The 20,437-nt window shown below is 35.4% G+C and carries 21 protein-coding genes; 10 read left to right on the forward strand and 11 right to left on the reverse strand.

All coding sequences use genetic code 11. From position 1 onward, the window contains the following. Positions 1 to 125 precede the first annotated feature (125 nt). The 7 genes from nifJ to rsmE all read right to left on the reverse strand — a co-directional run bounded on the left by nifJ (position 126) and on the right by rsmE (position 8,425). Positions 126 to 3,668, reverse strand: a complete 3,543-nt coding sequence (gene nifJ / locus H3U97_RS11035) for a pyruvate:ferredoxin (flavodoxin) oxidoreductase (protein ID WP_198198967.1) — start codon at positions 3,666 to 3,668, stop codon at positions 126 to 128. A 289-nt stretch (positions 3,669 to 3,957) separates the two neighbouring features. Further along, a complete protein-coding gene (gene purM / locus H3U97_RS11040) occupies positions 3,958 to 4,995 on the reverse strand; it encodes a phosphoribosylformylglycinamidine cyclo-ligase (protein ID WP_065651009.1) in 1,038 nt (345 codons plus the stop codon). Between the two features lie 92 nt (positions 4,996 to 5,087). Then, a complete protein-coding gene (gene ruvX / locus H3U97_RS11045) occupies positions 5,088 to 5,507 on the reverse strand; it encodes a Holliday junction resolvase RuvX (protein WP_034902234.1) in 420 nt (139 codons plus the stop codon). A gap of 3 nt (positions 5,508 to 5,510) precedes the next feature. Continuing rightward, entirely contained in the window at positions 5,511 to 6,068 is a 558-nt protein-coding gene (locus tag H3U97_RS11050; RefSeq protein ID WP_065651008.1) for a YqgE/AlgH family protein, read from the reverse strand. A 21-nt stretch (positions 6,069 to 6,089) separates the two neighbouring features. Then, positions 6,090 to 6,545 carry a GNAT family N-acetyltransferase gene (locus H3U97_RS11055; protein ID WP_086354265.1) on the reverse strand — a complete coding sequence of 152 codons (456 nt, stop codon included), beginning with the start codon at positions 6,543 to 6,545 and terminating at the stop codon, positions 6,090 to 6,092. Positions 6,546 to 6,547: 2 nt separating this feature from the next. Beyond that, a complete protein-coding gene (gene gshB, locus H3U97_RS11060) occupies positions 6,548 to 7,504 on the reverse strand; it encodes a glutathione synthase (protein ID WP_198198968.1) in 957 nt (318 codons plus the stop codon). Between the two features lie 195 nt (positions 7,505 to 7,699). Continuing rightward, positions 7,700 to 8,425: a 16S rRNA (uracil(1498)-N(3))-methyltransferase gene (rsmE, locus tag H3U97_RS11065; RefSeq protein WP_198198969.1), complete on the reverse strand. Its 726-nt coding sequence runs from the start codon at positions 8,423 to 8,425 to the stop codon at positions 7,700 to 7,702. Positions 8,426 to 8,523: 98 nt separating this feature from the next. Between rsmE and folB the strand changes: the two genes are divergently transcribed. Genes folB through H3U97_RS11085 form a run of 4 tightly spaced genes read left to right on the forward strand, consistent with a single transcriptional unit; the run spans position 8,524 to position 10,601 of the window. Then, positions 8,524 to 8,892 carry a dihydroneopterin aldolase gene (folB, locus tag H3U97_RS11070; protein WP_065651006.1) on the forward strand — a complete coding sequence of 123 codons (369 nt, stop codon included), beginning with the start codon at positions 8,524 to 8,526 and terminating at the stop codon, positions 8,890 to 8,892. A gap of 20 nt (positions 8,893 to 8,912) precedes the next feature. Beyond that, positions 8,913 to 9,911, forward strand: a complete 999-nt coding sequence (locus tag H3U97_RS11075) for an MBL fold metallo-hydrolase (protein ID WP_198198970.1) — start codon at positions 8,913 to 8,915, stop codon at positions 9,909 to 9,911. A gap of 49 nt (positions 9,912 to 9,960) precedes the next feature. Continuing rightward, complete coding sequence (locus H3U97_RS11080) at positions 9,961 to 10,167, forward strand: hypothetical protein (protein ID WP_034902220.1); 207 nt, start codon at positions 9,961 to 9,963, stop codon at positions 10,165 to 10,167. Between the two features lie 5 nt (positions 10,168 to 10,172). Next, on the forward strand, positions 10,173 to 10,601 hold the full coding sequence (locus tag H3U97_RS11085; protein WP_065578957.1) for an EamA family transporter: 429 nt from the start codon (positions 10,173 to 10,175) through the stop codon (positions 10,599 to 10,601). Here H3U97_RS11085 and moeA read toward each other — a convergent pair. From moeA to rsmI, 3 genes are all read right to left on the reverse strand, one after another. Next, complete coding sequence (moeA, locus tag H3U97_RS11090) at positions 10,593 to 11,819, reverse strand: molybdopterin molybdotransferase MoeA (protein WP_198198971.1); 1,227 nt, start codon at positions 11,817 to 11,819, stop codon at positions 10,593 to 10,595. The two genes, H3U97_RS11085 and moeA, sit on opposite strands and share 9 nt — an antisense overlap. 122 nt (positions 11,820 to 11,941) lie before the next feature. Next, the gene (gene ychF, locus H3U97_RS11095; protein ID WP_034902214.1) at positions 11,942 to 13,033 is read right to left on the reverse strand and encodes a redox-regulated ATPase YchF; all 1,092 of its coding nucleotides are present in this window, start codon (positions 13,031 to 13,033) and stop codon (positions 11,942 to 11,944) included. 180 nt (positions 13,034 to 13,213) lie between these two features. After that, the gene (gene rsmI / locus H3U97_RS11100) at positions 13,214 to 14,041 is read right to left on the reverse strand and encodes a 16S rRNA (cytidine(1402)-2'-O)-methyltransferase (protein WP_198198972.1); all 828 of its coding nucleotides are present in this window, start codon (positions 14,039 to 14,041) and stop codon (positions 13,214 to 13,216) included. A 358-nt stretch (positions 14,042 to 14,399) separates the two neighbouring features. Between rsmI and nlpD the strand changes: the two genes are divergently transcribed. The 6 genes from nlpD to H3U97_RS11130 all read left to right on the forward strand — a co-directional run bounded on the left by nlpD (position 14,400) and on the right by H3U97_RS11130 (position 19,549). Continuing rightward, positions 14,400 to 15,476, forward strand: coding sequence for a murein hydrolase activator NlpD (gene nlpD / locus H3U97_RS11105; protein ID WP_086357219.1), 1,077 nt, complete (start codon positions 14,400 to 14,402; stop codon positions 15,474 to 15,476). Between the two features lie 129 nt (positions 15,477 to 15,605). Further along, the gene (gene gpmA / locus H3U97_RS11110) at positions 15,606 to 16,358 is read left to right on the forward strand and encodes a 2,3-diphosphoglycerate-dependent phosphoglycerate mutase (RefSeq protein ID WP_034902210.1); all 753 of its coding nucleotides are present in this window, start codon (positions 15,606 to 15,608) and stop codon (positions 16,356 to 16,358) included. 86 nt (positions 16,359 to 16,444) lie between these two features. Further along, positions 16,445 to 17,023 carry a thymidine kinase gene (locus tag H3U97_RS11115; protein ID WP_034902208.1) on the forward strand — a complete coding sequence of 193 codons (579 nt, stop codon included), beginning with the start codon at positions 16,445 to 16,447 and terminating at the stop codon, positions 17,021 to 17,023. A gap of 95 nt (positions 17,024 to 17,118) precedes the next feature. Further along, positions 17,119 to 18,327, forward strand: coding sequence for an aldose 1-epimerase family protein (locus H3U97_RS11120; protein ID WP_034902206.1), 1,209 nt, complete (start codon positions 17,119 to 17,121; stop codon positions 18,325 to 18,327). A gap of 167 nt (positions 18,328 to 18,494) precedes the next feature. After that, positions 18,495 to 19,088 carry a UbiX family flavin prenyltransferase gene (locus tag H3U97_RS11125; RefSeq protein WP_198198973.1) on the forward strand — a complete coding sequence of 198 codons (594 nt, stop codon included), beginning with the start codon at positions 18,495 to 18,497 and terminating at the stop codon, positions 19,086 to 19,088. Between the two features lie 11 nt (positions 19,089 to 19,099). Further along, the gene (locus H3U97_RS11130; RefSeq protein WP_198198974.1) at positions 19,100 to 19,549 is read left to right on the forward strand and encodes a pyridoxamine 5'-phosphate oxidase family protein; all 450 of its coding nucleotides are present in this window, start codon (positions 19,100 to 19,102) and stop codon (positions 19,547 to 19,549) included. A gap of 87 nt (positions 19,550 to 19,636) precedes the next feature. Here the strand turns inward: H3U97_RS11130 and H3U97_RS11135 are convergent, their stop codons facing one another. Beyond that, a complete protein-coding gene (locus H3U97_RS11135; RefSeq protein ID WP_198198975.1) occupies positions 19,637 to 20,041 on the reverse strand; it encodes a GFA family protein in 405 nt (134 codons plus the stop codon). Positions 20,042 to 20,437: the final 396 nt, after the last annotated feature.

Below are 20,437 nucleotides of genomic sequence, written 5' to 3' on the forward strand. Positions count from 1 at the left end.
ATTTAGTTCGAGTTTGCACCACATTATGTCCATATTTAAGATCATTGCTAATATTAATGAATATACTAACAATGATCTTAATACCGCATAACTAAGGCTATTTTTGCCTGATAGTTATTTTGTGATTAACTATCTGCTGGCGTTTCAATATCAGAATAGGTTGCCAGCATTTGCAAGAATTTATATTTAGAATTTACCATTTTAGTTGATTGCGCATGTAAAGTATTGGCAATAACTGGTTCGAGTGTTTCTAAACGACGGAAACGTTGCTCTTTAAGTAAAACTTCCGTTAATGATTCACTGTTTGGTGCTTTAGAGTCTAACACTAAACCTGGTTTTCCTTCTTGCATACGACGCGGATCATAACGATATAGTGGCCAGAAACCTGATTTAACTAAATCTTTCATCTGTTCATGAGATTTAGATAAATCGTAACCATGTTCTTCACAAGGGCTATAAGCAATAACTAGAGAAGGGCCATCATAAGCTTCAGCTTCTTGTAATGCTTTAAGTGTTTGGTTCAATTGCGATCCTAAAGCAACTTGTGCGACATAAACGTGACCATACATCATTACACTGACCCCAAGATCTTTACGAGCTTTATGTTTACCTAAATCAGCAAATTTGGATACTGCACCCATTGGTGTTGCTTTCGATTGCTGTCCGCCAGTATTAGAGTAGCATTGGGTATCAAGCACTAAGATGTTAACGTTTTCGGTTAAACTCATTACATGATCGAGTCCACCAAAGCCAATATCATAAGCCCAACCATCACCACCAATAGCCCATACTGATTTATCAATCAAATAATTAGCATCTTGCATTAACTCTTTAGCTTCAGCTGAAGTTAAATGCGCTAATTGTTGACGTAATAAATTAACTTGAGTTCGTTTTTCATCAATAGATAAATCTGGTGATTGTAAATTAATCACTATCTCTGGCGAAATCTCACCGGCAACATGTTCAAGCAAACGTAATGCTCGTTTTTTATGTTGATCATAAGTAATACGATAACCAAGTGCAAATTCGGCATTATCTTCAAATAATGAATTTGCCCAAGCCGGTCCACGGCCATTGCGATCGGTTGTATATGGGGATGATGGTAAATTACCACCATAGATTGACGAGCAACCAGTTGCATTAGCAATAGCGAGATGATCACCATATAATTGGGTTAGTAGTTTGATGTATGGTGTTTCACCACAACCAGCACAAGCACCAGAATATTCAAATAACGGTGTTAATAGTTGTGATGTACGTACATCAATTCGTTCTAGTGTTTTGATTTCCCGATCAGGAAGGTCGGTGAAATAATCATAGTTAGCACGCTGAGTTTCTAAATTGTCAATTCGTGAACGCATGTTAATGGCTTTGATATCAAAGTTATTACGGTCACGTGAAGGACAAACTTCAACACATAAATTACATCCGGTACAATCTTCAGGCGCAACTTGTAAAACATAACGTTGACCTTTCATATCTCGAGCTTTTACTTCAAGTGAGCTTAGTGACTCAGGTGCATTGAGCATATCATCTGGTTCAACAACTTTTGCTCGAATGGCTGCATGTGGACAAGCAACCACACAATGATTACATTGAGTACAAAGTTCAGGTTGCCAAATTGGTATTTCTTCAGCAATATTACGTTTTTCCCATTTGGTGGTGCCAACAGGCCATGTTCCATCGGGAGGAAAAGCTGAAACAGGTAAACTATCACCTAAGCCAGCTAACATAGTTGCAGTGACCATTTTAACAAAATCAGGAGCATTGCTTGGCACAACTGGCGGACGTGATGGACTACTTTCATCAACGCAACTTAATGGAATTTTCTCAAGAGATGCAATGGCTAAATCAAGTGCTTTCCAGTTATTTTCAATAATATCTTGTCCTTTACTGCTGTAACTTTTGGCAATAACTTCTTTTAGTTGTGAAATACTAAAATCATTTTTAAATATTTCTGATAAATGGAAGAAAGCGGCCTGCATTACGGTATTAATTCTTGCCCCTAAATTACATTCTCGAGCAATTTTAGCTGCATTAATAATATAAAAATGTGCTCTTTTCTTAATTAGTTGAATTTGCACTTCTTTAGGTAATCTATGCCAAACTTCATCCTTACTATAAGGTGTATTCAGCAAGAAAATACCATCATCTTTTAATCTTTCAACTATTTGATATTTGTCGATAAACTGATCTTGATGACAACCGATAAAATGGGCACTGGTTATCAAATATGGTGAATCTATTGGTTCAAGGTTAACTCGAAGGTGAGAAGTAGTTAAACCACCTGCTTTTTTCGAATCGTAAACAAAATAACCTTGTACATAAAATGGTGAACTATCACCAATGATTTTGATATTATTTTTGGTCGCTGAAACCGTACCATCACTGCCTAAACCATAAAATAGAGCTTCAAGTGCTGATTTTTGTGGAATGGATTTTTCTGGTAATGGTAGTGACAAGCCGGTTATATCGTCATAAATACCTACTGTAAAGCGAGGTTTAGGTTTCTCTGTTGTTAATTCGTTAAATATCGCTAATACACAGCGAGGATCGAACTCTTTCGATGATAAACCATAACGACCACCAATAATTTGTGGTAAATGGTCACGTTCGCCACGTGAAAAACTCTCTGCAAAGGCTGTCATTACATCTAGGTAAAGAGGTTCAGCTTGTGCGCCTGGCTCTTTAGTACGATCTAGCACGGCGATTTTTTTCACAGTTTGCGGAATAACGTCAAGTAGATGAATCGCTGAAAATGGTCGGAATAATCTTACGATAACGACACCAACTTTTTCGTCATTTTTAATCAAATGATCGACAACTTCCTTCGTGGTGCTGACGCCTGATCCCATAATGACAATGATACGCTCAGCATCTTTTGCGCCATAATATTCGAAAGGTTGATACTTTCTACCTGTCTCTTTTGCAAAGGCTTGCATAGCATCTGCAACATGATTGAAAGTATTCTCATAATATGGATTAACTGCTTCACGGCATTGGAAGTAGGTATCAGGATTAGCTGATGTACCACGAATAACTGGATTATCTGGTGTTAAGGCGCGGTGGCGAAAAGCATCAATAGCTTGGTGGGGAAGCAAATTACGAATCTGTTCATCACTAATTGGATAAATTTTATTTACTTCGTGTGAAGTTCTAAAACCATCAAAAAAATGAATAAATGGTACTCTACTATTGAGTGTCGCTATTTGCGAAATTAAGGCTAAATCTTGGGCTTCTTGTACCGAGCTAGAACACAACATGGCAAAACCAGTTTGCCTAACTGACATAACATCAGAATGATCGCCAAAAATAGATAAGGCATGAGTTGCAACAGTACGGGCGGCAACATGTAATACAAATGGTGTTAATTCCCCAGCTATTTTATATAGCGAAGGAATCATTAATAACAGACCTTGCGATGAAGTAAATGATGTTGCTAATGCTCCAGTCATTAATGCACCGTGTACCGTTGATATTGCTCCCGCTTCCGATTGCATTTCAACAACTTTCGGTGTATCACCAAAAACATTGGGTTTGTTAAACTCCGCCCACGAGCTAGCTTGTTCAGCCATAGATGAACTTGGCGTTATTGGATAAATAGCAATGACTTCGTTTGCACGATATGCGACAGATGACACCGCACTGTTAGCATCTGATATGATCATTAAAAAACCTTGTATCTTAGAGTATTATGACATTACTTAGTTATAATAATTTTGCATATTGTACCAGAAACTAAGATAGCTTTTAGTTATTTTTGAGTTAAATTTTTGCCTAACTATACGTTTTTAGTAAAAATAAAAAAGGCAGGGGATTAGTATATTAAAACATAAGGCAGATATTGCAGATTGATACTAAAAGGAATTATTTTAATGATTTTTATATCGATATTTTTTGTCCAGTAATATTGACTGATTAGTTACAATTACTAGACAAAAATTGATATCGTATATATTACTGAATAACAACTCGTTCAGTTGATGAAGAGTGTTTTATTTCGCCAAGTAACCAAGCTTTTTCACCATGCTGGTTAAGTAAATTAATGGCTTGTTCAGCTAACTGTTTTGGTAAAGCGATGATTAAACCTACGCCACAATTGAAAGTACGGTACATTTCATGACGGCTTACATTGCCTGCTTGTTGCAACCAATTAAAGATGGCCGGCCATTGCCAACTAGATTCATCAATAACAGCTTGAGTATTATCAGGTAAAACTCGTGGAATGTTTTCCCAAAAACCACCGCCAGTAATGTGTGCAATAGCATGAACATCGATTTTCGAAATCAAATCAAGCACTGATTTTACATAAATCTTAGTTGGCGCAAGTAAATGATCTGCTAATGGTTTTCCGTTTAATTGTTCTGTTGCTGGATTAACACCACTAACTTCGATAATTTTACGTACTAATGAATAACCATTTGAATGTGCACCGCTTGATGCAAGGGCAATTAGTGCATCACCATCTTGTACTTTACTACCATCAATCATTTCTGATTTTTCAACTACACCAACACAAAAGCCCGCTAAGTCATAATCATCGCCATGATACATACCCGGCATTTCTGCAGTTTCACCGCCAACTAATGCACATCCAGATTGTTTACAGCCTTCCGCAATACCTGTAACAACAGTCGCTGCAACATCAACATTTAATTTGCCAGTAGCATAATAGTCGAGGAAAAATAAAGGCTCAGCTCCTTGAACAATCAAATCATTAACGCACATAGCAACCAAATCAATACCAATTGATTCATGACGATTTAAATCCATTGCAAGGCGCAATTTTGTGCCAACACCATCAGTACCTGACACTAAAATAGGTTGTTTATATTTTTCTGGAATTGCACATAATGCACCAAAACCACCAAGTCCACCCATAACTTCAGGACGTTTGGTCTCTTTAACGACAGATTTAATACGATCAACCAATTCATTGCCAGCATCAATATCGACACCAGCATCTTTATAGCTAAGAGATTTATTATTTGACACGGGGAGCAGTCCTTTCAATAGAAAAAATTGCTTGTTATTTTAGCAAGGATGAAATTTATTGGCGACTAATTATTGTTAAAATAATCTTTTGATTATCTAGATTCACAATTTTCGAACCAACTTTCTAAAATAATAATTGCCGAAGTTGCATCGACATGACCTTTTTCAAGGGCTCGGTAACCACGTGAAGCAAAAATATGTGATTTTGCCTCAACGGTTGATAAACGTTCATCTTGTAAATGAACTTGATAGCCAAACATGCCATGCAGACGGTTAGCAAATTTGCGTGCTCTTGCGGTTAACGGTTGCTCTGTGCCATCCATATTTAGTGGCAATCCTACCACTAAATAATCAGGTTGCCATTCATTGAGTACTTTCTCTATTGACTGCCAATTAGGAATGCCATCTCGAGCTTTGAATGAACAAAGTGAATTTGCGGTCTTAGTTATATCTTGACCGATAGCTGCGCCGATGCTCGCTGTACCAAAATCAAATGCAATAATGGTAGCCATAACTTAGGCGGTGCCCATTTGATGTGAAATTGTTTTAATATTAATGCCCAATGATTCAGCCGCTTTCTGCCAACGATCTTCGATAGCTACCTCGAAGATAATTGCAGGATCAACATCGGTAACTAACCAATCATTTTTTGCAACTTCACTTTCAAGTTGTAATGATTGCCAACTTGAATAACCTAATGCTAAGAAAAGATCTCTTGGTTGTTCTGGTGTACCAATAGACTTTAATGCATCAAGAGATGTGGTAACCATGATATCATCAGAGATTTGTATACTTGAAGCAAACCCTTGATGAGGTGTATGGAGAATAAATCCTTGCTCTTCAGCAAGCGGGCCGCCACAAAACACAAGGTGTTCAAGTTCAGCACAACTTTTTGAGGCGGTTATCTCTAAACGGGATAATACTGTTTCTATGTTAAGATCTATAATGGGTTTATTAATAATAATCCCCATAGCACCATCACGATTATGTTCACAAATATATACTACTGAACGACTGAAAATTGAGTCATTAACAGTTGGCATGGCTATAATAAAATGATTTTTTAAATTCATATGCTCACATTGTCGTTAAATTTATAATGCACATTTCCCAATTTTGACTTTATGTTCAACATTACAGCGCATTAATATTTCAGGATGATTGGTTTCTTCATTAATTGATTCACCAACAATTGCAAAATTTTGTGATAAATAAAAGTTAATTGCATCACTATTTTGTTTGTAAACATGTACCATTAATTCGTTGTGACGCTGTTTGGCTTTTTCAACTAATGCTGATCCGGTACCTTGATGACGAAAATTCTTTTCAACATATAAACCTGAGATATAGTTTTCAGTTAGGCCAATAAAACCAACAACAACGCCGTTGATATCTTGAACATATATTGTTGACATTGGGATCAACATCTTCACTAATTCAAAGTTTTGTTTAAAAAACTCAGGATCGATAAAATTATGTGCTTGTTCATTACCTTGCAGCCAAATTGTCATTATGGCATCTAAATCTTTTGCTTGATATTCTCTAATCATTTTTAACTCTTTATATTTAATCTTGATTCAATCGCATCCATTAATAAACCTGTGATTGATAAATCTGGGTTAGCTGCTTCAATTTCTCGAACGCAAGTCGGGCTGGTAACGTTAATTTCGGTTAGTTTGTCACCAATAATATCAAGTCCTACAAATAGTAGTCCTTTTTGTTGCAAAACAGGGCCGATACTGTTAGCGATTTGCCAATCACTATCACTTAATGGCCTAACTTCACCATGTCCACCAGCGGCTAAGTTTCCTCGTGTTTCCCCTTGTTGTGGGATTCGTGCTAAGCAGTAAGGCACGGGTACACCGTCGACAACTAAAACCCGTTTATCGCCATCTTTGATTGCGGGAATAAATGTTTGCGCCATGCAATAACGGGTATTATGTTCAGTAAGTGTCTCAATAATCACCGAAACATTAGCATCATCTTGTTTCACGCGAAAAATTGATGAACCACCCATGCCATCTAGTGGTTTTAAAATGATGTCATGATATTGTTGATGAAAAGCTTTGATTTGTGATGTTTGACGAGTAACTAAGGTTTCAGGTGTAAAGTCAGCAAACCAAGCCGTAAATAATTTTTCGTTACAGTCGCGTAGACTTTGAGGTTTATTTACTACCAATACTCCTTTCTCTTCCGCACGCTCTAAAATATAGGTTGCATAGATAAATTCAGTATCAAAAGGCGGATCTTTGCGCATTAATATTACATCAAGTTCACTTAATGCTATAGTCTGTTCGTCTCCAAAATCAAACCAATGCTCACTATTGTTATGAACTGTTACTGTACGAGTCGTGGCACTAGCTTCTCCATTGCGTAAAAACAGATCATTCATTTCCATATAATAAAGTTGATAGCCGCGTTTTTGTGCTTCAAGTAGCATCGCAAAACTGGTATCTTTTTTTAATTTGATATGGCTAATGGGGTCCATAACAATACCAAGTTTGATCATGGTAACTCCTTACTGATTATATTTGATTTTACTGAATTCGGTGTTGATGATTTGCTGCTGCTCTACCTATTTAATAATTTAGATAAAATCAAGGTAGAAAGAGGTATTAGCAATAATAATCGAATTTTTAACTATCATACCCGTTACCGATTAATAAGCAAAGCAATCATTTATTAACTTATTTATTTCTTGTGACTAACCTAAATCACCGAAACGAACTTGAAGCGCTGTTATTGCAGTTAACGCCGCTGTTTCAGTCCGTAATACTCTCGGCCCGAGCAAAATATCAGTAAACTGATATTGATGAGTCATGCTAATTTCTCCATTAGATAGACCACCTTCAGGCCCAATTAATAAACTAATATTTTTGTTATCACAAGGTAATTGGTTTATTCCTTGTTCGGCTTTAGGGTGTAAGTTAAGTTTTAAACTATCGGTTAAATTTGCACACCAAGTTTCTAATTTCATTACTGGATTGATGTTTGGGATAATATTTCGTCCACACTGTTCACAAGCCGAAATAACAATTTTTTGCCATTGTTGAACTTTCTTTTCAAGCCTATCTTGATCGAGTTTGACGCCACAACGTTCTGAAAGTAGGGGGGTAATGGTATTAACACCTAATTCGACCGATTTTTGAATAGTAAACTCCATTTTATCACCCCGAGAAATCACTTGTCCTAAATGAATGTTTAATGGTGATTCTCGATTATCTAATACACTGTTTGCTGTTTTAACAATAACCGTTTTTTTATTAACTTCATGTATAACGGCAGGCGTAATTTGGTTGGAACCATCAAAAAGCGTAATTGATTCCCCGGTTTTCATTCTTAATACTCGAATAAGGTGATTGAAAGCATTATCATCTAAAGTGATCAAACTATTTTGATTGATTGTGTAAGGCTGAAAAATTCGCGTCATATAAACTATTATTTACTATTATTTGCAATAAATTATAGCGTAATTTATTAAGATTCGGTAATCTCTATTTTAAACAATATCTATATCTGGATTAGAATATGACTTTAACAATTAAAGATAGAGTATTCATTGAATCACTAACGGTTTATACCACAATCGGTGTTTATGATTGGGAAAAAACGATTAAACAAAAGTTAGTTCTTGATCTCGAAATGGCATGGGATAATCAACCTGCTGGACAAAGTGATGATGTGAAATTTTGTTTAGACTATTTTGTTGTGTCGCAATCAATAACGTCATTTATTGAACAAAATAAATTTGAATTGATTGAAACCGTAGCTGAACGTGTTGCAATGTTAGTCATTGAGAAATTCTCGGTACAATGGTTAAAAATAAAAGTGTCAAAACCTGATGCTATTGCTAATGCTGGTAACGTTGCGGTACTAATAGAACGCAGAGCCAAATAACTACAATTAGATATCCCTTAATGAGTAAAGCGAACAAAATAATATGTGATCAGTCACATCATAAAAAGAAAGGTTTTGATAATACTGAACCTTTTTCAATTAAATTAACTGATGCTTTGCGTTGGCGACTGCAACGTAAAGTGTTACCGCCGAAAGGCGGATATCAAGCATTCATCCAAAATTGGCTTAGCTCAATTGATATTAGCTTAAGCGGTGATAGAGTTTGGTGGATCGGACATTCTACTACCTTGATAAAGCTTAATGAACAATGGATATTAACCGATCCAGTGTTTTCTAACCGGGTTTCGCCGGTGCAATTTATTGGGCCAAAACGACGAACAAAACCAGCAATTACCATTGATAAATTACCTCCAATTAATGTGGTGGTAATCTCTCATAGCCATTATGATCATCTTGATTTTAATAGTATCCGCCAACTTATCATGCGGTATCCGCAACTTACTATTCTGGTTCCCTTAGGACTTAAAAACAAATTATTAAAATGGGGGGCCAAGCAAATCATTGAGTTAGATTGGTGGCAGTCAACTAATGTTAATGGAATTACCTTTACTGCTACACCGGCAAAGCATTGGAGTAATCGAGGTGCGTTTGATATGAATAAAGCATTATGGTGTGGATGGATTATGCAGACAGATATTGATAAACCATTATCAACTAAAACGGTCTACTTTATGGGGGATACCGGTTATTGTGCAAGCTTAAAGAAAATAGCTGATAAATTTAAGCAGATAGATCTTGCTTTGATACCGATTGGTGCTTATGCACCTCGTTGGTTTATGCAATCGCAGCATATAGATCCACAACAAGCTTTACAACTTTATGATGAATTAAACTGTCAGTCAGCCATTGCAATTCATTGGGGAGTGTTTGAATTGGCAGATGAACCATTAGATGAGCCACCAACATTATTAAACTCATTAAAGGGAGATAGATCTTTTCATATATTAAAAATAGGTGATAGCTTAGCTATCAATCAGCTTAATAATGAACTAAAATAATTAACAATAATAATTTAAACTACATTTTGATATTTGCGAGGGAAATATGATGAAATCAGTAATTATTGCATTAACTTGTCTAACGTTTAGTTTAGCTTTAACTGCTTGTGGCGGTAAAAATGATGAAGGTAAACAATATCATTGGTCAAAAGCTCATGGAGTTCTTGAAGATTGCCGTGGAGTAATGAATAAATCAGAGCAATGTCAAAAAAATTCTAATAATCAACAATATTTATTTCAAATTGATAGGTATTAACTTATATGAGTGCTTGGCTTATTTATGCATTATTATCGGCGATTACTGCGGCTTGTGTGGCAATCCTCGGTAAAATAGGTTTACAACATCTTGACGCTAATACTGCGACAGCAATTAGATCTATAGTGATGGCAGTATTTTTAGTTGGTGTAGTTGTTGTACAAGGAAAACTGAATTTAATCAATACTTTTTTTAATGATAAAAAAGCACTGCTTATTATTGCATTGAGTGGCGTAGCTGGCGCATTATCGTGGCTATTTTACTTTATGGCAATAAAAGAAGGTAAAGTATCACAAGTCGCCCCAATTGATAAACTTAGTGTCGTTTTTGCGGTAATTTTTGCAACTATTATATTTGGCGAAAAAATTTCATTTCTTTCTGCTATAGGCGTTGCCATGATAGCTGCTGGGGCGGTATTAGTTGCACTATTTTAATAGTGTATTAAACGGTTCAACAGTTACCCATTCACCTTTAGTTACATTGCCTCTATCTTTTTCAAGCAAGATAAAGCAGTTAGCATGATTAAACGATTGTGTGAGATGGGAGCCTTGTTGCCCAGTTGAAACAACCTCCAACTCACCATTAGTTGAAATTTGCAATACACCACGTTGAAAATCTAATCTACCGATACTTTTTTTCAGATTTGTTGCTGTTTTTACTTTAAATGATAACTCAGCTTCGGTTAAATTTTGTCCAGAAAGGGCTAAAATTAATGGTTGAACTAATTGATAAAAAGTGACAAGAGATGAAACTGGATTACCCGGTAATCCGCAAAATAACGCATTACCTATATTGCCAAAGGCAAACGGTTTTCCGGGTTTTATGGCAATTTTCCAGAAGTTAACTTTACCCAGCTCTTCTAGTGCCATTTTAGTATAATCAGCATCCCCGACTGAAACACCACCACTACTAATCACTAAATCAGCCTGTTTAGATGCGATTTCGAGTGTTTGCTTAATTTTGCTCGGATCATCGACAATTATCCCTAAATCAATTATTTCACAGTTTAATTTGCTCAATAATAATTTGAGGGTGAATCGGTTACTATCATAAATAGCACTATTATTTGCTAATCGGCTACCAATTTCAGTTAATTCATTACCGGTGGAAAATATTGCAACTTTTAACTTTTGATATACTGTTAACTCTGCAATACCAAGTGTCGCTAAACTTGATAAAGTCGGAATAGTTAACCGAGTGCCTTTTTCGACAATAACCGCACCTTGTTTAGCATCTTCACCTATATAACGAATATTACTAGCTGGTTTTATTTGCTGTAAAAATTTAATTCCTGATTCAGTTTGTTCTGTCTCTTCTTGCATCACAACAGCACTGGCTTCGTTAGGAACTGGTGCACCAGTCATAATTCGTAAGCAACTACCTTTAGGCCAATTTAGTGAAGAAATATCGTCACCTGCATAAATTACTCCAGCTAACGGTAATAACTTCGATTGATTGATATCAGATAATCTTACCGCATAACCATCCATCGCCGAATTATTAAAGCTAGGTACATTAATTGGCGAAATAACCGGTTCAGCAGTGATTCGATCTAAGCCATCAAATAATGCAACTTTTTCCATTAACGGTTTATGATTATTTGTTGCAACTTCAAGTATATTTTTTTTGGCTTGTGCAAAGGTTAATAACATAAATGAAGCTCCTTATAATCGATTTTCCGTGGTGTTAGACAAGTAGTTAATTGAGAGCAGATAATCTATTGAGTTATATAAATATATGATAATGATGCCGCAATATACGGCATCAACAAAGATTAAACATTAAATAAGAAATTCATAATATCGCCATCTTGCACGATATAATCTTTCCCTTCAGAGCGCATTTTTCCTGCTTCTTTAGCACCTTGTTCACCACCATATTTAATGAAGTCATCAAAAGCAATGGTTTGTGCTCGAATAAAGCCTTTTTCAAAATCGGTATGAATTTTACCGGCAGCTTGCGGCGCAGTATCTCCAACAGAAATTGTCCATGCCCGAACTTCTTTAACACCAGCAGTAAAATAAGTTTGCAGATTAAGTAAACTATAACCAGCACGAATTACTCTATTTAGGCCAGGTTCAGTTAAACCAAGGTCTTGCATAAATTCATCGCGATCAGCGTCATCGAGTTCCGCAAGTTCAGCTTCAATTGCAGCACAGACAGGTACAACGACAGCTTTTTCTTGCTCAGCAATGGCTTTCACTTTTTCTAAATATGGATTGTTTTCAAAACCATCTTCATTAACATTAGCAATATACATTGTTGGTTTTAGGGTTAAAAAGCTTAGATATTTAATTGCATCTAATTCTTCTTTACTAAAATCGAGTAGTAATAGTTTTTTACCTTGTTCAAGATGAGGTAAACACTTATCTAAAATTTCCAGTTCGTACTTGGCGTCTTTATCGCCACCTTTAGCACGTTTTTGTAAACGGGTAATAGCTCTTTCACAAGCCTCAAGATCAGCTAACGCAAGTTCAGTATTAATGATTTCAATATCTTCAGCTGGATCGATTTTACCTGCAACGTGCACAATATTTTCATTTTCAAAACAACGAACAACGTGACCAATCGCTTCTGTTTCACGAATATTAGCTAAAAATTGATTACCTAGTCCTTCACCTTTAGATGCACCTTTAACTAGCCCCGCAATATCAACAAATTCCATTGTGGTTGGTAAAGTGCGTTGTGGTTTAACGATTTCCGCAAGTTGATCTAAACGCGGATCAGGCATTGGCACTACACCTGTGTTTGGTTCAATCGTACAAAACGGAAAGTTAGCAGCCTCTATTCCAGCTTTGGTTAGTGCATTAAAAAGCGTTGATTTGCCTACATTTGGTAGTCCGACAATACCACATTTAAATCCCATACTGTTTATTACCTTGTGTTATAAAAATCTTAAAAATAGGGGGCAATTATATACTAAATTAGGCTAATTATGCTAATGTTGATACTGTTCTAAAATATTCAACAAAACTAGCGTGTTAAGTTTTGGAACTGAAAATTTGCTATTCCTATCTTTATAATTAACTATTAATTAACTGTTTGTCTAATTTTCCAATGATAAGCCGATTTGATACAATTGGTTTTTCTTCAGTCCATACATCTCTGCAGTAATTGCTGCTGCTTTTTTTAATGGTAACTCTTTAACTAATAATTTTAAGGTAGTCATTACTTTGGCATCAATAGCATTATCAGTTTTGCTATGTCCTTCAACGATTAGAACAAATTCGCCTTTTTGACGAGTGCTATCTTCTTGTAACCAGCGAATTAACTCATTTACCGGATAGCTGACAATGGTTTCCCATGTTTTAGTGAGTTCTTTGGCTAAAACAATATGTTTATCGCTACCCCAAACCGTCTGCATATCTTTTAAGGTATCTAAAAGTCGATGGGTAGATTCATAAAAAATCATTGTTCGACTCTCTTCGCATAAAGTAGACAAATAATCTTGGCGTGCTTTGGTTTTTGCCGGTAAAAAACCCTCATAACAGAATTTGTCTGAAGGTAATCCCGCTACTGATAATGCGGCAATAGCCGCACATGCACCAGGGATGGGAACGACATTAATATTATTTTCTCGACAGGCTTTGACTAAGTGATAACCAGGATCATTAATTAACGGTGTTCCTGCATCTGATATTAATGCAATTGATAATCCTGATTTTAATTTTTCGATCAAAACGTGTGCTTTTTCTTGTTCATTGTGATCGTGTAAAGCAAAAAGTTTAGCTTTAATACCTAAATGTTGTAATAGTAGTCCACTGTGTCTAGTATCTTCAGCCGCAATAAGATCAACACTTTTAAGTGTATTAATGGCTCTTAGGGTAATATCATCTAAATTGCCAATGGGTGTTGCAACAATATATAAAGTCATTCTATTTTGATCACTGTAAATTTTGTAGTAAGGCATTAAATATACTATACCAAACCTTGTTTTATTGTATATACTCATTATCATGAAATTAGTATTAATCATTATCGGCCAAAAATATGGCTGAAATGCTTTTTTGTGCTAATGATATTTATTCGGTCGTATAATCGGTTAGTTAGAATACGATAGTTATTTGGAAATACTGCGAATAATTAGCCATCAAATGAGATGAATTTATAGCTTTTACTCAAGAATTGTACATTTTTGCCAGTGATTTTATTGATTTACTTTACAAGTAATTAATATAATAGCTTTTTGTTGTAAAAACGATAAAATGTGCATAACAAAATAATATAAATTAATGAAAGGTGTTATTGTGAAAAAAATTCTCACATTAAGTTGTTTAAGTTTGATGATCTCCGCATGTACACAAACTAATCCAGCTGAAATTGAAGATATTTCTGACTCTTCCAGTCGTTCTAGCTCGTCGGTATATTCAAAACCACCGACAAATATTTCTACTGGTTCACGTTCTTCGTCACAAATTTATTCATCATCAACACCAGCATCTCACTCGACAGTAACATCCAATAGCAATAGAGATAGTCAAAGTGTGGTTACCTCTAATGAGCGCATTGTTTATAATCGTAACTACAATGATATTCCTAAAGGTGGTTATCAAGGCGATACCTATACTGTTAAACGAGGTGATACACTTTTTTATATTGCGTGGGTAACGGGTAATGATTATCGTGCCTTGGCTGCTAAAAATAACATTAAAGAACCATTCGCGGTAAATGTTGGTCAAGTGTTAGATGTCAGTGGTGGTACAACGGTGGTTGAAACTAAAAAAACCACTTCTACAGCGCAAGTTGTTGCAGCTGGTAATTATGGTTCAGCGACTAATACCACAACCAAAACTAAACCAGTTGTAACCACAGTTACAACAACTACAACCACAACCTCGGGTAAAGATAAACCAACCAATACGATTCAAACTACAGAAACGGTAACTGAACCTGTTGATACCACAGCCACAGAGCCAACCAAGTTACCAACCACATCTAACGTAGCTAATATTGTATGGCAATGGCCTGCACAAGGTAAAATCATTGAAAAATTTTCTAATGCTAGCAAAGGGATTGATATTTCAGGTACTTTAGGTACCAAAGTCGTTGCCGCTGCTAACGGTCGAGTGGTTTATTCAGGAAATGCCTTACCGGGCTATGGTAATTTAATTATTATAAAACATAACGATGACTATTTAACCGCGTATGCACATAACCAAACTATTTTAGTTAAAGAACAACAAAATGTTCGTGCTGGTGAACAAATTGCAACGATGGGAGCAACAGGAACTTCATCAGTAAGATTACATTTTGAAATTCGTTATAAAGCACAATCAGTCGATCCATTAAAATACTTATCAACAAATTAATCAGTATTTTAAAGTGATATAGAGGTTTATAACCAATTAATAAGTAATAACACACTAATTAATCATGTGTTTTAGTGCAAACCAAATTGATTTAACCATTTTATTTTACGTAACTAAGGAGTTATATTCATGGCAGTAAAAAAATTAGTTCTTATTCGTCACGGAGAAAGCGTGTGGAATCAAGAAAACCGTTTTTGTGGTTGGACTGATGTTGATTTATCTGACAAAGGTAATAAAGAAGCTGCAGAAGCAGGTCAATTACTAAAACAAGAAGGTTTCGAATTTGATTATGCATATACTTCTGTTTTAAAACGTGCAATTCACACATTATGGCACGTTTTAGATGCAGTTGATCAAGCATGGTTACCGGTTGAAAAAAGCTGGAAATTAAATGAACGTCATTATGGTGCGCTACAAGGTCTAAATAAAGCTGAAACTGCTGCTAAATATGGTGATGAGCAAGTTAAATTATGGCGTCGTGGTTTTGCAATTACTCCTCCAGCACTTGAAAAATCAGATGAGCGTTTCCCTGGTCATGATTCACGTTATAGCAAATTACCTGAATCAGAATTACCTTTAACTGAAAGCTTAGCTTTAACGATTAAACGTGTACTTCCTTATTGGGAATCAACTATAGCTCCACGTGTTGCTAAAGGTGAACGTGTAATTATCGCAGCTCACGGTAACTCACTTCGTGCGCTAGTTAAACATTTAGATAACATCAGTGATGATGATATTATCGATCTAAACATCCCAACTGGTGTACCATTAGTTTATGAATTCGATGACAACATGAAAGTTGTTAAACACTATTACTTAGGTAATGCTGATGAAATCGCCGCTAAACAAGCAGCGGTAGCTAACCAAGGTAAAGCAAAATAGTATTAATCAATCAAAAGGTAAGTTAAACAACTTACCTTTATTTCCTAATATAGGAAATAAATATTTAACTTTTTGAGACGCTGATTTTGTCAAAAATTTATTATATTTATGGCGTAATGAACGCTGGAAAATCTACCGAATTACTGCAAATCGACCATAATTACTTAAGTAATAATATGCAAACACTATTACTTAAATCTTCGGTTGATACACGAGATTCTGCTGTTGAGATTGTATCTCGACTTGGCTTACGTAAAAAAGCATTACAACTTGACGATAACACAGTGGATGGCATAATTGAGCATATCAAACAAAATAATTACGCATGTATTTTAATTGATGAAAGTCAGTTTTTATCCTCTAATACCATCTGGAAATTATCTGATGTTTGTGATGAATATGGTGTTCCTATGATGTTTTTTGGATTAAAAACAGATTATATGGGGCATTTATTTGAAGGTTCGAAAACCTTATTAGAAATTGCTGACAATTATAGGGAACTTAAAACTGTTTGTTGGTGTGGTAAAAAAGCTACCATGATCCTTTTAGAAGGTGAAAATGGGCAAATAGTCAAATTTGGAAATTCTATACATCTTGGTGACAGTGAGTATCATTCTGTTTGTCGAAAACACTGGAAAGCAGGACAAGTAAGACCAAATCATTAAATTTACTTGTGCATTTTTATAGATATTATACTATCGGAAAATAATACTCATATTATGATGTGCAAAAATATAAATTATTATAAGGAATTAATCTCATGAAAATTAAACATACATCATTAGCTATTTTACTCGGCTTAGTTTCATATTCCGCCAGTGCAAAAGATTTTTTAGTCACTGATGATGAAAAAAGCCTTCAAAAAGGCAATTGGTATATTACAAACAAAGATGTTAGTCCTGATGCACCTCCTTTTACTGTTCAAAATCTAATTCTCAAAGGTGGTAAGCAAGAAGGTTCTGAACTATTAACTGTTAAAAGTGAAGGCTTAACGATTAGCTTAAGTCCAACACGTGGTTTAGGTATCGTAAAAGTTGAAGGAGATGGGATTCGTTTAGGTTGGGATTCACCAGTTAAAGAGGTTGTTAATCCTAAATATATGAATTTAGAAAGCCGTGGTGGTCTTGGTTGGCTAGATGGCTTTAACGAAATGATGGTTCGCTGTGGCTTTGAATGGACCGGTCACGCTGTACAAGCTGATGGTATGATGTATACACTTCATGGTCGTGCACAAAATACTCCTGTATCGAAATTATATGTTGAAGTTGAAGATCAAGCTCCTTATACGATTACTATCAAAGGGCTAATTAAAGAAAATACTTTCAAAAAGAGCAATTTTGAAACTTGGGTTGCCATCCAACATGTTCCTGGTAGCAAAGAATTTACCGTACATGACATCCTAACTAATTTGAGCGATTATGATCGTGATTATCAAATTATTTATCACAGTAATTTTGGTACGCCAATTTTAGAACAAGGCGCTAAATTTGTTGCTCCAGTTAAAGAAATCTCACCTTTCAATGAATACGCTGCAACTGGTCTTAAAAATTGGCAAACTTATCTAGGACCAACTAAAGACTTTGATGAAATGGTGTATAACATTTTCCCTTATTCAGATGCAAATAATCAAACTCAAGTTATGTTGACCAACAATGCAAGTGATAAAGGGGTTGGGATTGCTTTTAATACTCAACAATTACCTGTGCTAACACTATGGAAAAATACTGATACAGTTAAACAAGGTTATGTGACTGGTATTGAACCAGGAACAAGTTTTGCTTATCCAGTTACAATTGAACGTGAACAAAAACGCGTACGTAAATTAGAAGCCGGAAAAAGCACAGAATTTGTTTTAACTTATAGCCTATTGTCAAACAAAGAAGACGTAGCAAACTATGATGCTAAAATAAAAGCCATCCAAGGAAGTCAAAAAACCAAAGTTGTTGAAGAACCTATGGCAAAAGAGTAAGTCATTCATAAATACCGCTAACATTTTGGTTAGCGGTATTCACTTCTCTCTATCTGAAAAGATATTTTAACCATCCCATCGATTTATAATATTGTTATCTAGACTATGTTATTTTAAGCTACACTAATCAACAAACGTTTAGATTCAATTAAATAACAGGAATAAATATGGCTGCGAAAAGGATAGTAATTGGCATAAGTGGTGCTACAGGCTTTGCTTATGGAATTAAAGCTTTAGAACTATTAAAACCAATGGATATTCAAACTCATTTAGTGGTATCAAAAGCGGCAAAAATCACCGGTCATTATGAACATTCGCAATCACAATTAACTCAATTGCAATCGTTAGCAGATGTTGTATATGCCATCGATAATATTGGCGCTGCAATTGCGAGTGGCTCATTTAAAACCATGGGAATGTTAGTTGCACCATGTTCAATGCGAACACTTTCAGCTATAGCAAATAGTTTGTCAGATAATTTACTTACTCGAGCGGCAGATGTGGTATTGAAAGAGCGACGTCGATTAGTTTTAATGACGCGAGAAGCGCCATTACATTTAGGTCATATTAAAAATATGGAAGCGGTGACTTTAATGGGAGGAATTATTTTTCCGCCAGTTCCTGCGTTATATCAACACATTGAAAGTGTGGATGATATTATTACCCATAGTGTTGCTAGAGCACTTGACCTGTTTGATATTGATGTACCTTGTTTACCTCGCTGGGGTGAAGATATGCATCTTAATCAAAAATCTGAATAAACAGTAATATCATGAAAAAAAGTGAGTCTAAAATCGCGCAATTTATCCAGCAACAACATGTAGTAAATTTATGTGCGATATTAGCTAATAACCAGCCATGGGCATGTAATGCATTCTATGTATTTGATAAAGAGAACTGGTGTTTATATTTCTTATCAGAATTAAAAACCAAACATGCACAAGCAATGCTACACAATCCAAATGTTGCCGGTACTATAAGTGTTAATCCAAAATCGATAACTAAAATTCAAGGTATTCAATTTAGCGCTATAGCTGAACAACTCATTGATAACAAAGCTAGCAATGCTTATAAGCTTTATTATTCCGCCTTTCCTTTTGCAAGAGTCATGAAAGCGCCGATTTGGTCACTACGATTACAAGAAATTAAGATGACCAATAATCTAATTGGTTTTGCACACAAAAGCTATTGGCAACGAGACGCAAAACTGAAAGATCATTAATTTGATAAATGGAATGTTAGGTTTTAGTCTAATCATTATCTAATCACAACCTAAAACCCGATAATAACTTAAATTGAAACTGAATGATCACAGTTTAGGTGGTATATTTTCCTCATATTCAGTATCACCATCACAAATAGTATCCCAATTGGCTTTTGAACCCGTATAAATGTGTATACGCTTTTCAGAATTAATTGGCTCATTAATCAATCCAATACGTAATCGGTAAGTACTATTATCATTATCACGACTAGAAAATAGATGTGAACCACAATTACCACAAAAATGACGGTTGACGCCTAAGCTAGAAAAAACTTTTATATTTTCCTCACCTTTGATAAAAGTTAAATCTTCCTTGTTAATGAGTGTGGCAGAATTAAACGCTGAACCAGTTTGTTTGCGACAACGTGAACAGTGACAAAAGACAATCGCTTTAATATCACTATTTAGCTGATAGACAATTTCGCCACATAAACAGTTACCTGTCATCATAATTAATTTCCTTGTATTATTTATAGCCGTTACTATTTATTATTGTATTTTACCTGTAAATTTAAAACAAGAGATAAGTAGCTGAATAATTAACATAATTCAACAAAAGCACAAAAAATTTGAGGAACGGGTTTTTTAAAACCTAAATATAACCAATAAATAGCTAACGTTAGTTATAACATCAGCTAGTTCCAATAATAAGAGTTTATTTTGACAAATAAGTTTGGTGTATTTAATTTAGCGACATTCGCAATGTGCTGACAACTGAGTGAGGTTAGCATGACAAACAGGGATGTTTGCCAAGGCTGTGTTTTGTCAGGAACAAATCACAGCCGGTGCGTTAAAAGCGAACGAAGGCGGAAGGCAGTCACATCGTGACCACTTGCGTGGTCGCCG

The organism is Gilliamella sp. W8128 (genome assembly GCF_016100545.1).
In the GTDB taxonomy this organism is placed as follows: domain Bacteria; phylum Pseudomonadota; class Gammaproteobacteria; order Enterobacterales; family Orbaceae; genus Gilliamella; species Gilliamella apis.

Bases quoted from the DNA above. Each gene is read 5' to 3' on its own strand.
- nifJ (WP_198198967.1), bottom strand. From the start codon at position 3,668: ATGATCATATCAGATGCTAACAGTGCGGTGTCATCTGTCGCATATCGT.
- ruvX (WP_034902234.1), bottom strand. From the start codon at position 5,507: ATGGCTACCATTATTGCATTTGATTTTGGTACAGCGAGCATCGGCGCA.
- H3U97_RS11050 (WP_065651008.1), bottom strand. From the start codon at position 6,068: ATGAATTTAAAAAATCATTTTATTATAGCCATGCCAACTGTTAATGAC.
- H3U97_RS11055 (WP_086354265.1), bottom strand. From the start codon at position 6,545: ATGATTAGAGAATATCAAGCAAAAGATTTAGATGCCATAATGACAATT.
- gshB (WP_198198968.1), bottom strand. From the start codon at position 7,504: ATGATCAAACTTGGTATTGTTATGGACCCCATTAGCCATATCAAATTA.
- rsmE (WP_198198969.1), bottom strand. From the start codon at position 8,425: ATGACGCGAATTTTTCAGCCTTACACAATCAATCAAAATAGTTTGATC.
- folB (WP_065651006.1), top strand. From the start codon at position 8,524: ATGACTTTAACAATTAAAGATAGAGTATTCATTGAATCACTAACGGTT.
- H3U97_RS11075 (WP_198198970.1), top strand. From the start codon at position 8,913: ATGAGTAAAGCGAACAAAATAATATGTGATCAGTCACATCATAAAAAG.
- H3U97_RS11080 (WP_034902220.1), top strand. From the start codon at position 9,961: ATGAAATCAGTAATTATTGCATTAACTTGTCTAACGTTTAGTTTAGCT.
- H3U97_RS11085 (WP_065578957.1), top strand. From the start codon at position 10,173: ATGAGTGCTTGGCTTATTTATGCATTATTATCGGCGATTACTGCGGCT.
- moeA (WP_198198971.1), bottom strand. From the start codon at position 11,819: ATGTTATTAACCTTTGCACAAGCCAAAAAAAATATACTTGAAGTTGCA.
- ychF (WP_034902214.1), bottom strand. From the start codon at position 13,033: ATGGGATTTAAATGTGGTATTGTCGGACTACCAAATGTAGGCAAATCA.
- rsmI (WP_198198972.1), bottom strand. From the start codon at position 14,041: ATGACTTTATATATTGTTGCAACACCCATTGGCAATTTAGATGATATT.
- nlpD (WP_086357219.1), top strand. From the start codon at position 14,400: ATGAAAGGTGTTATTGTGAAAAAAATTCTCACATTAAGTTGTTTAAGT.
- gpmA (WP_034902210.1), top strand. From the start codon at position 15,606: ATGGCAGTAAAAAAATTAGTTCTTATTCGTCACGGAGAAAGCGTGTGG.
- H3U97_RS11120 (WP_034902206.1), top strand. From the start codon at position 17,119: ATGAAAATTAAACATACATCATTAGCTATTTTACTCGGCTTAGTTTCA.
- H3U97_RS11125 (WP_198198973.1), top strand. From the start codon at position 18,495: ATGGCTGCGAAAAGGATAGTAATTGGCATAAGTGGTGCTACAGGCTTT.
- H3U97_RS11130 (WP_198198974.1), top strand. From the start codon at position 19,100: ATGAAAAAAAGTGAGTCTAAAATCGCGCAATTTATCCAGCAACAACAT.
- H3U97_RS11135 (WP_198198975.1), bottom strand. From the start codon at position 20,041: ATGATGACAGGTAACTGTTTATGTGGCGAAATTGTCTATCAGCTAAAT.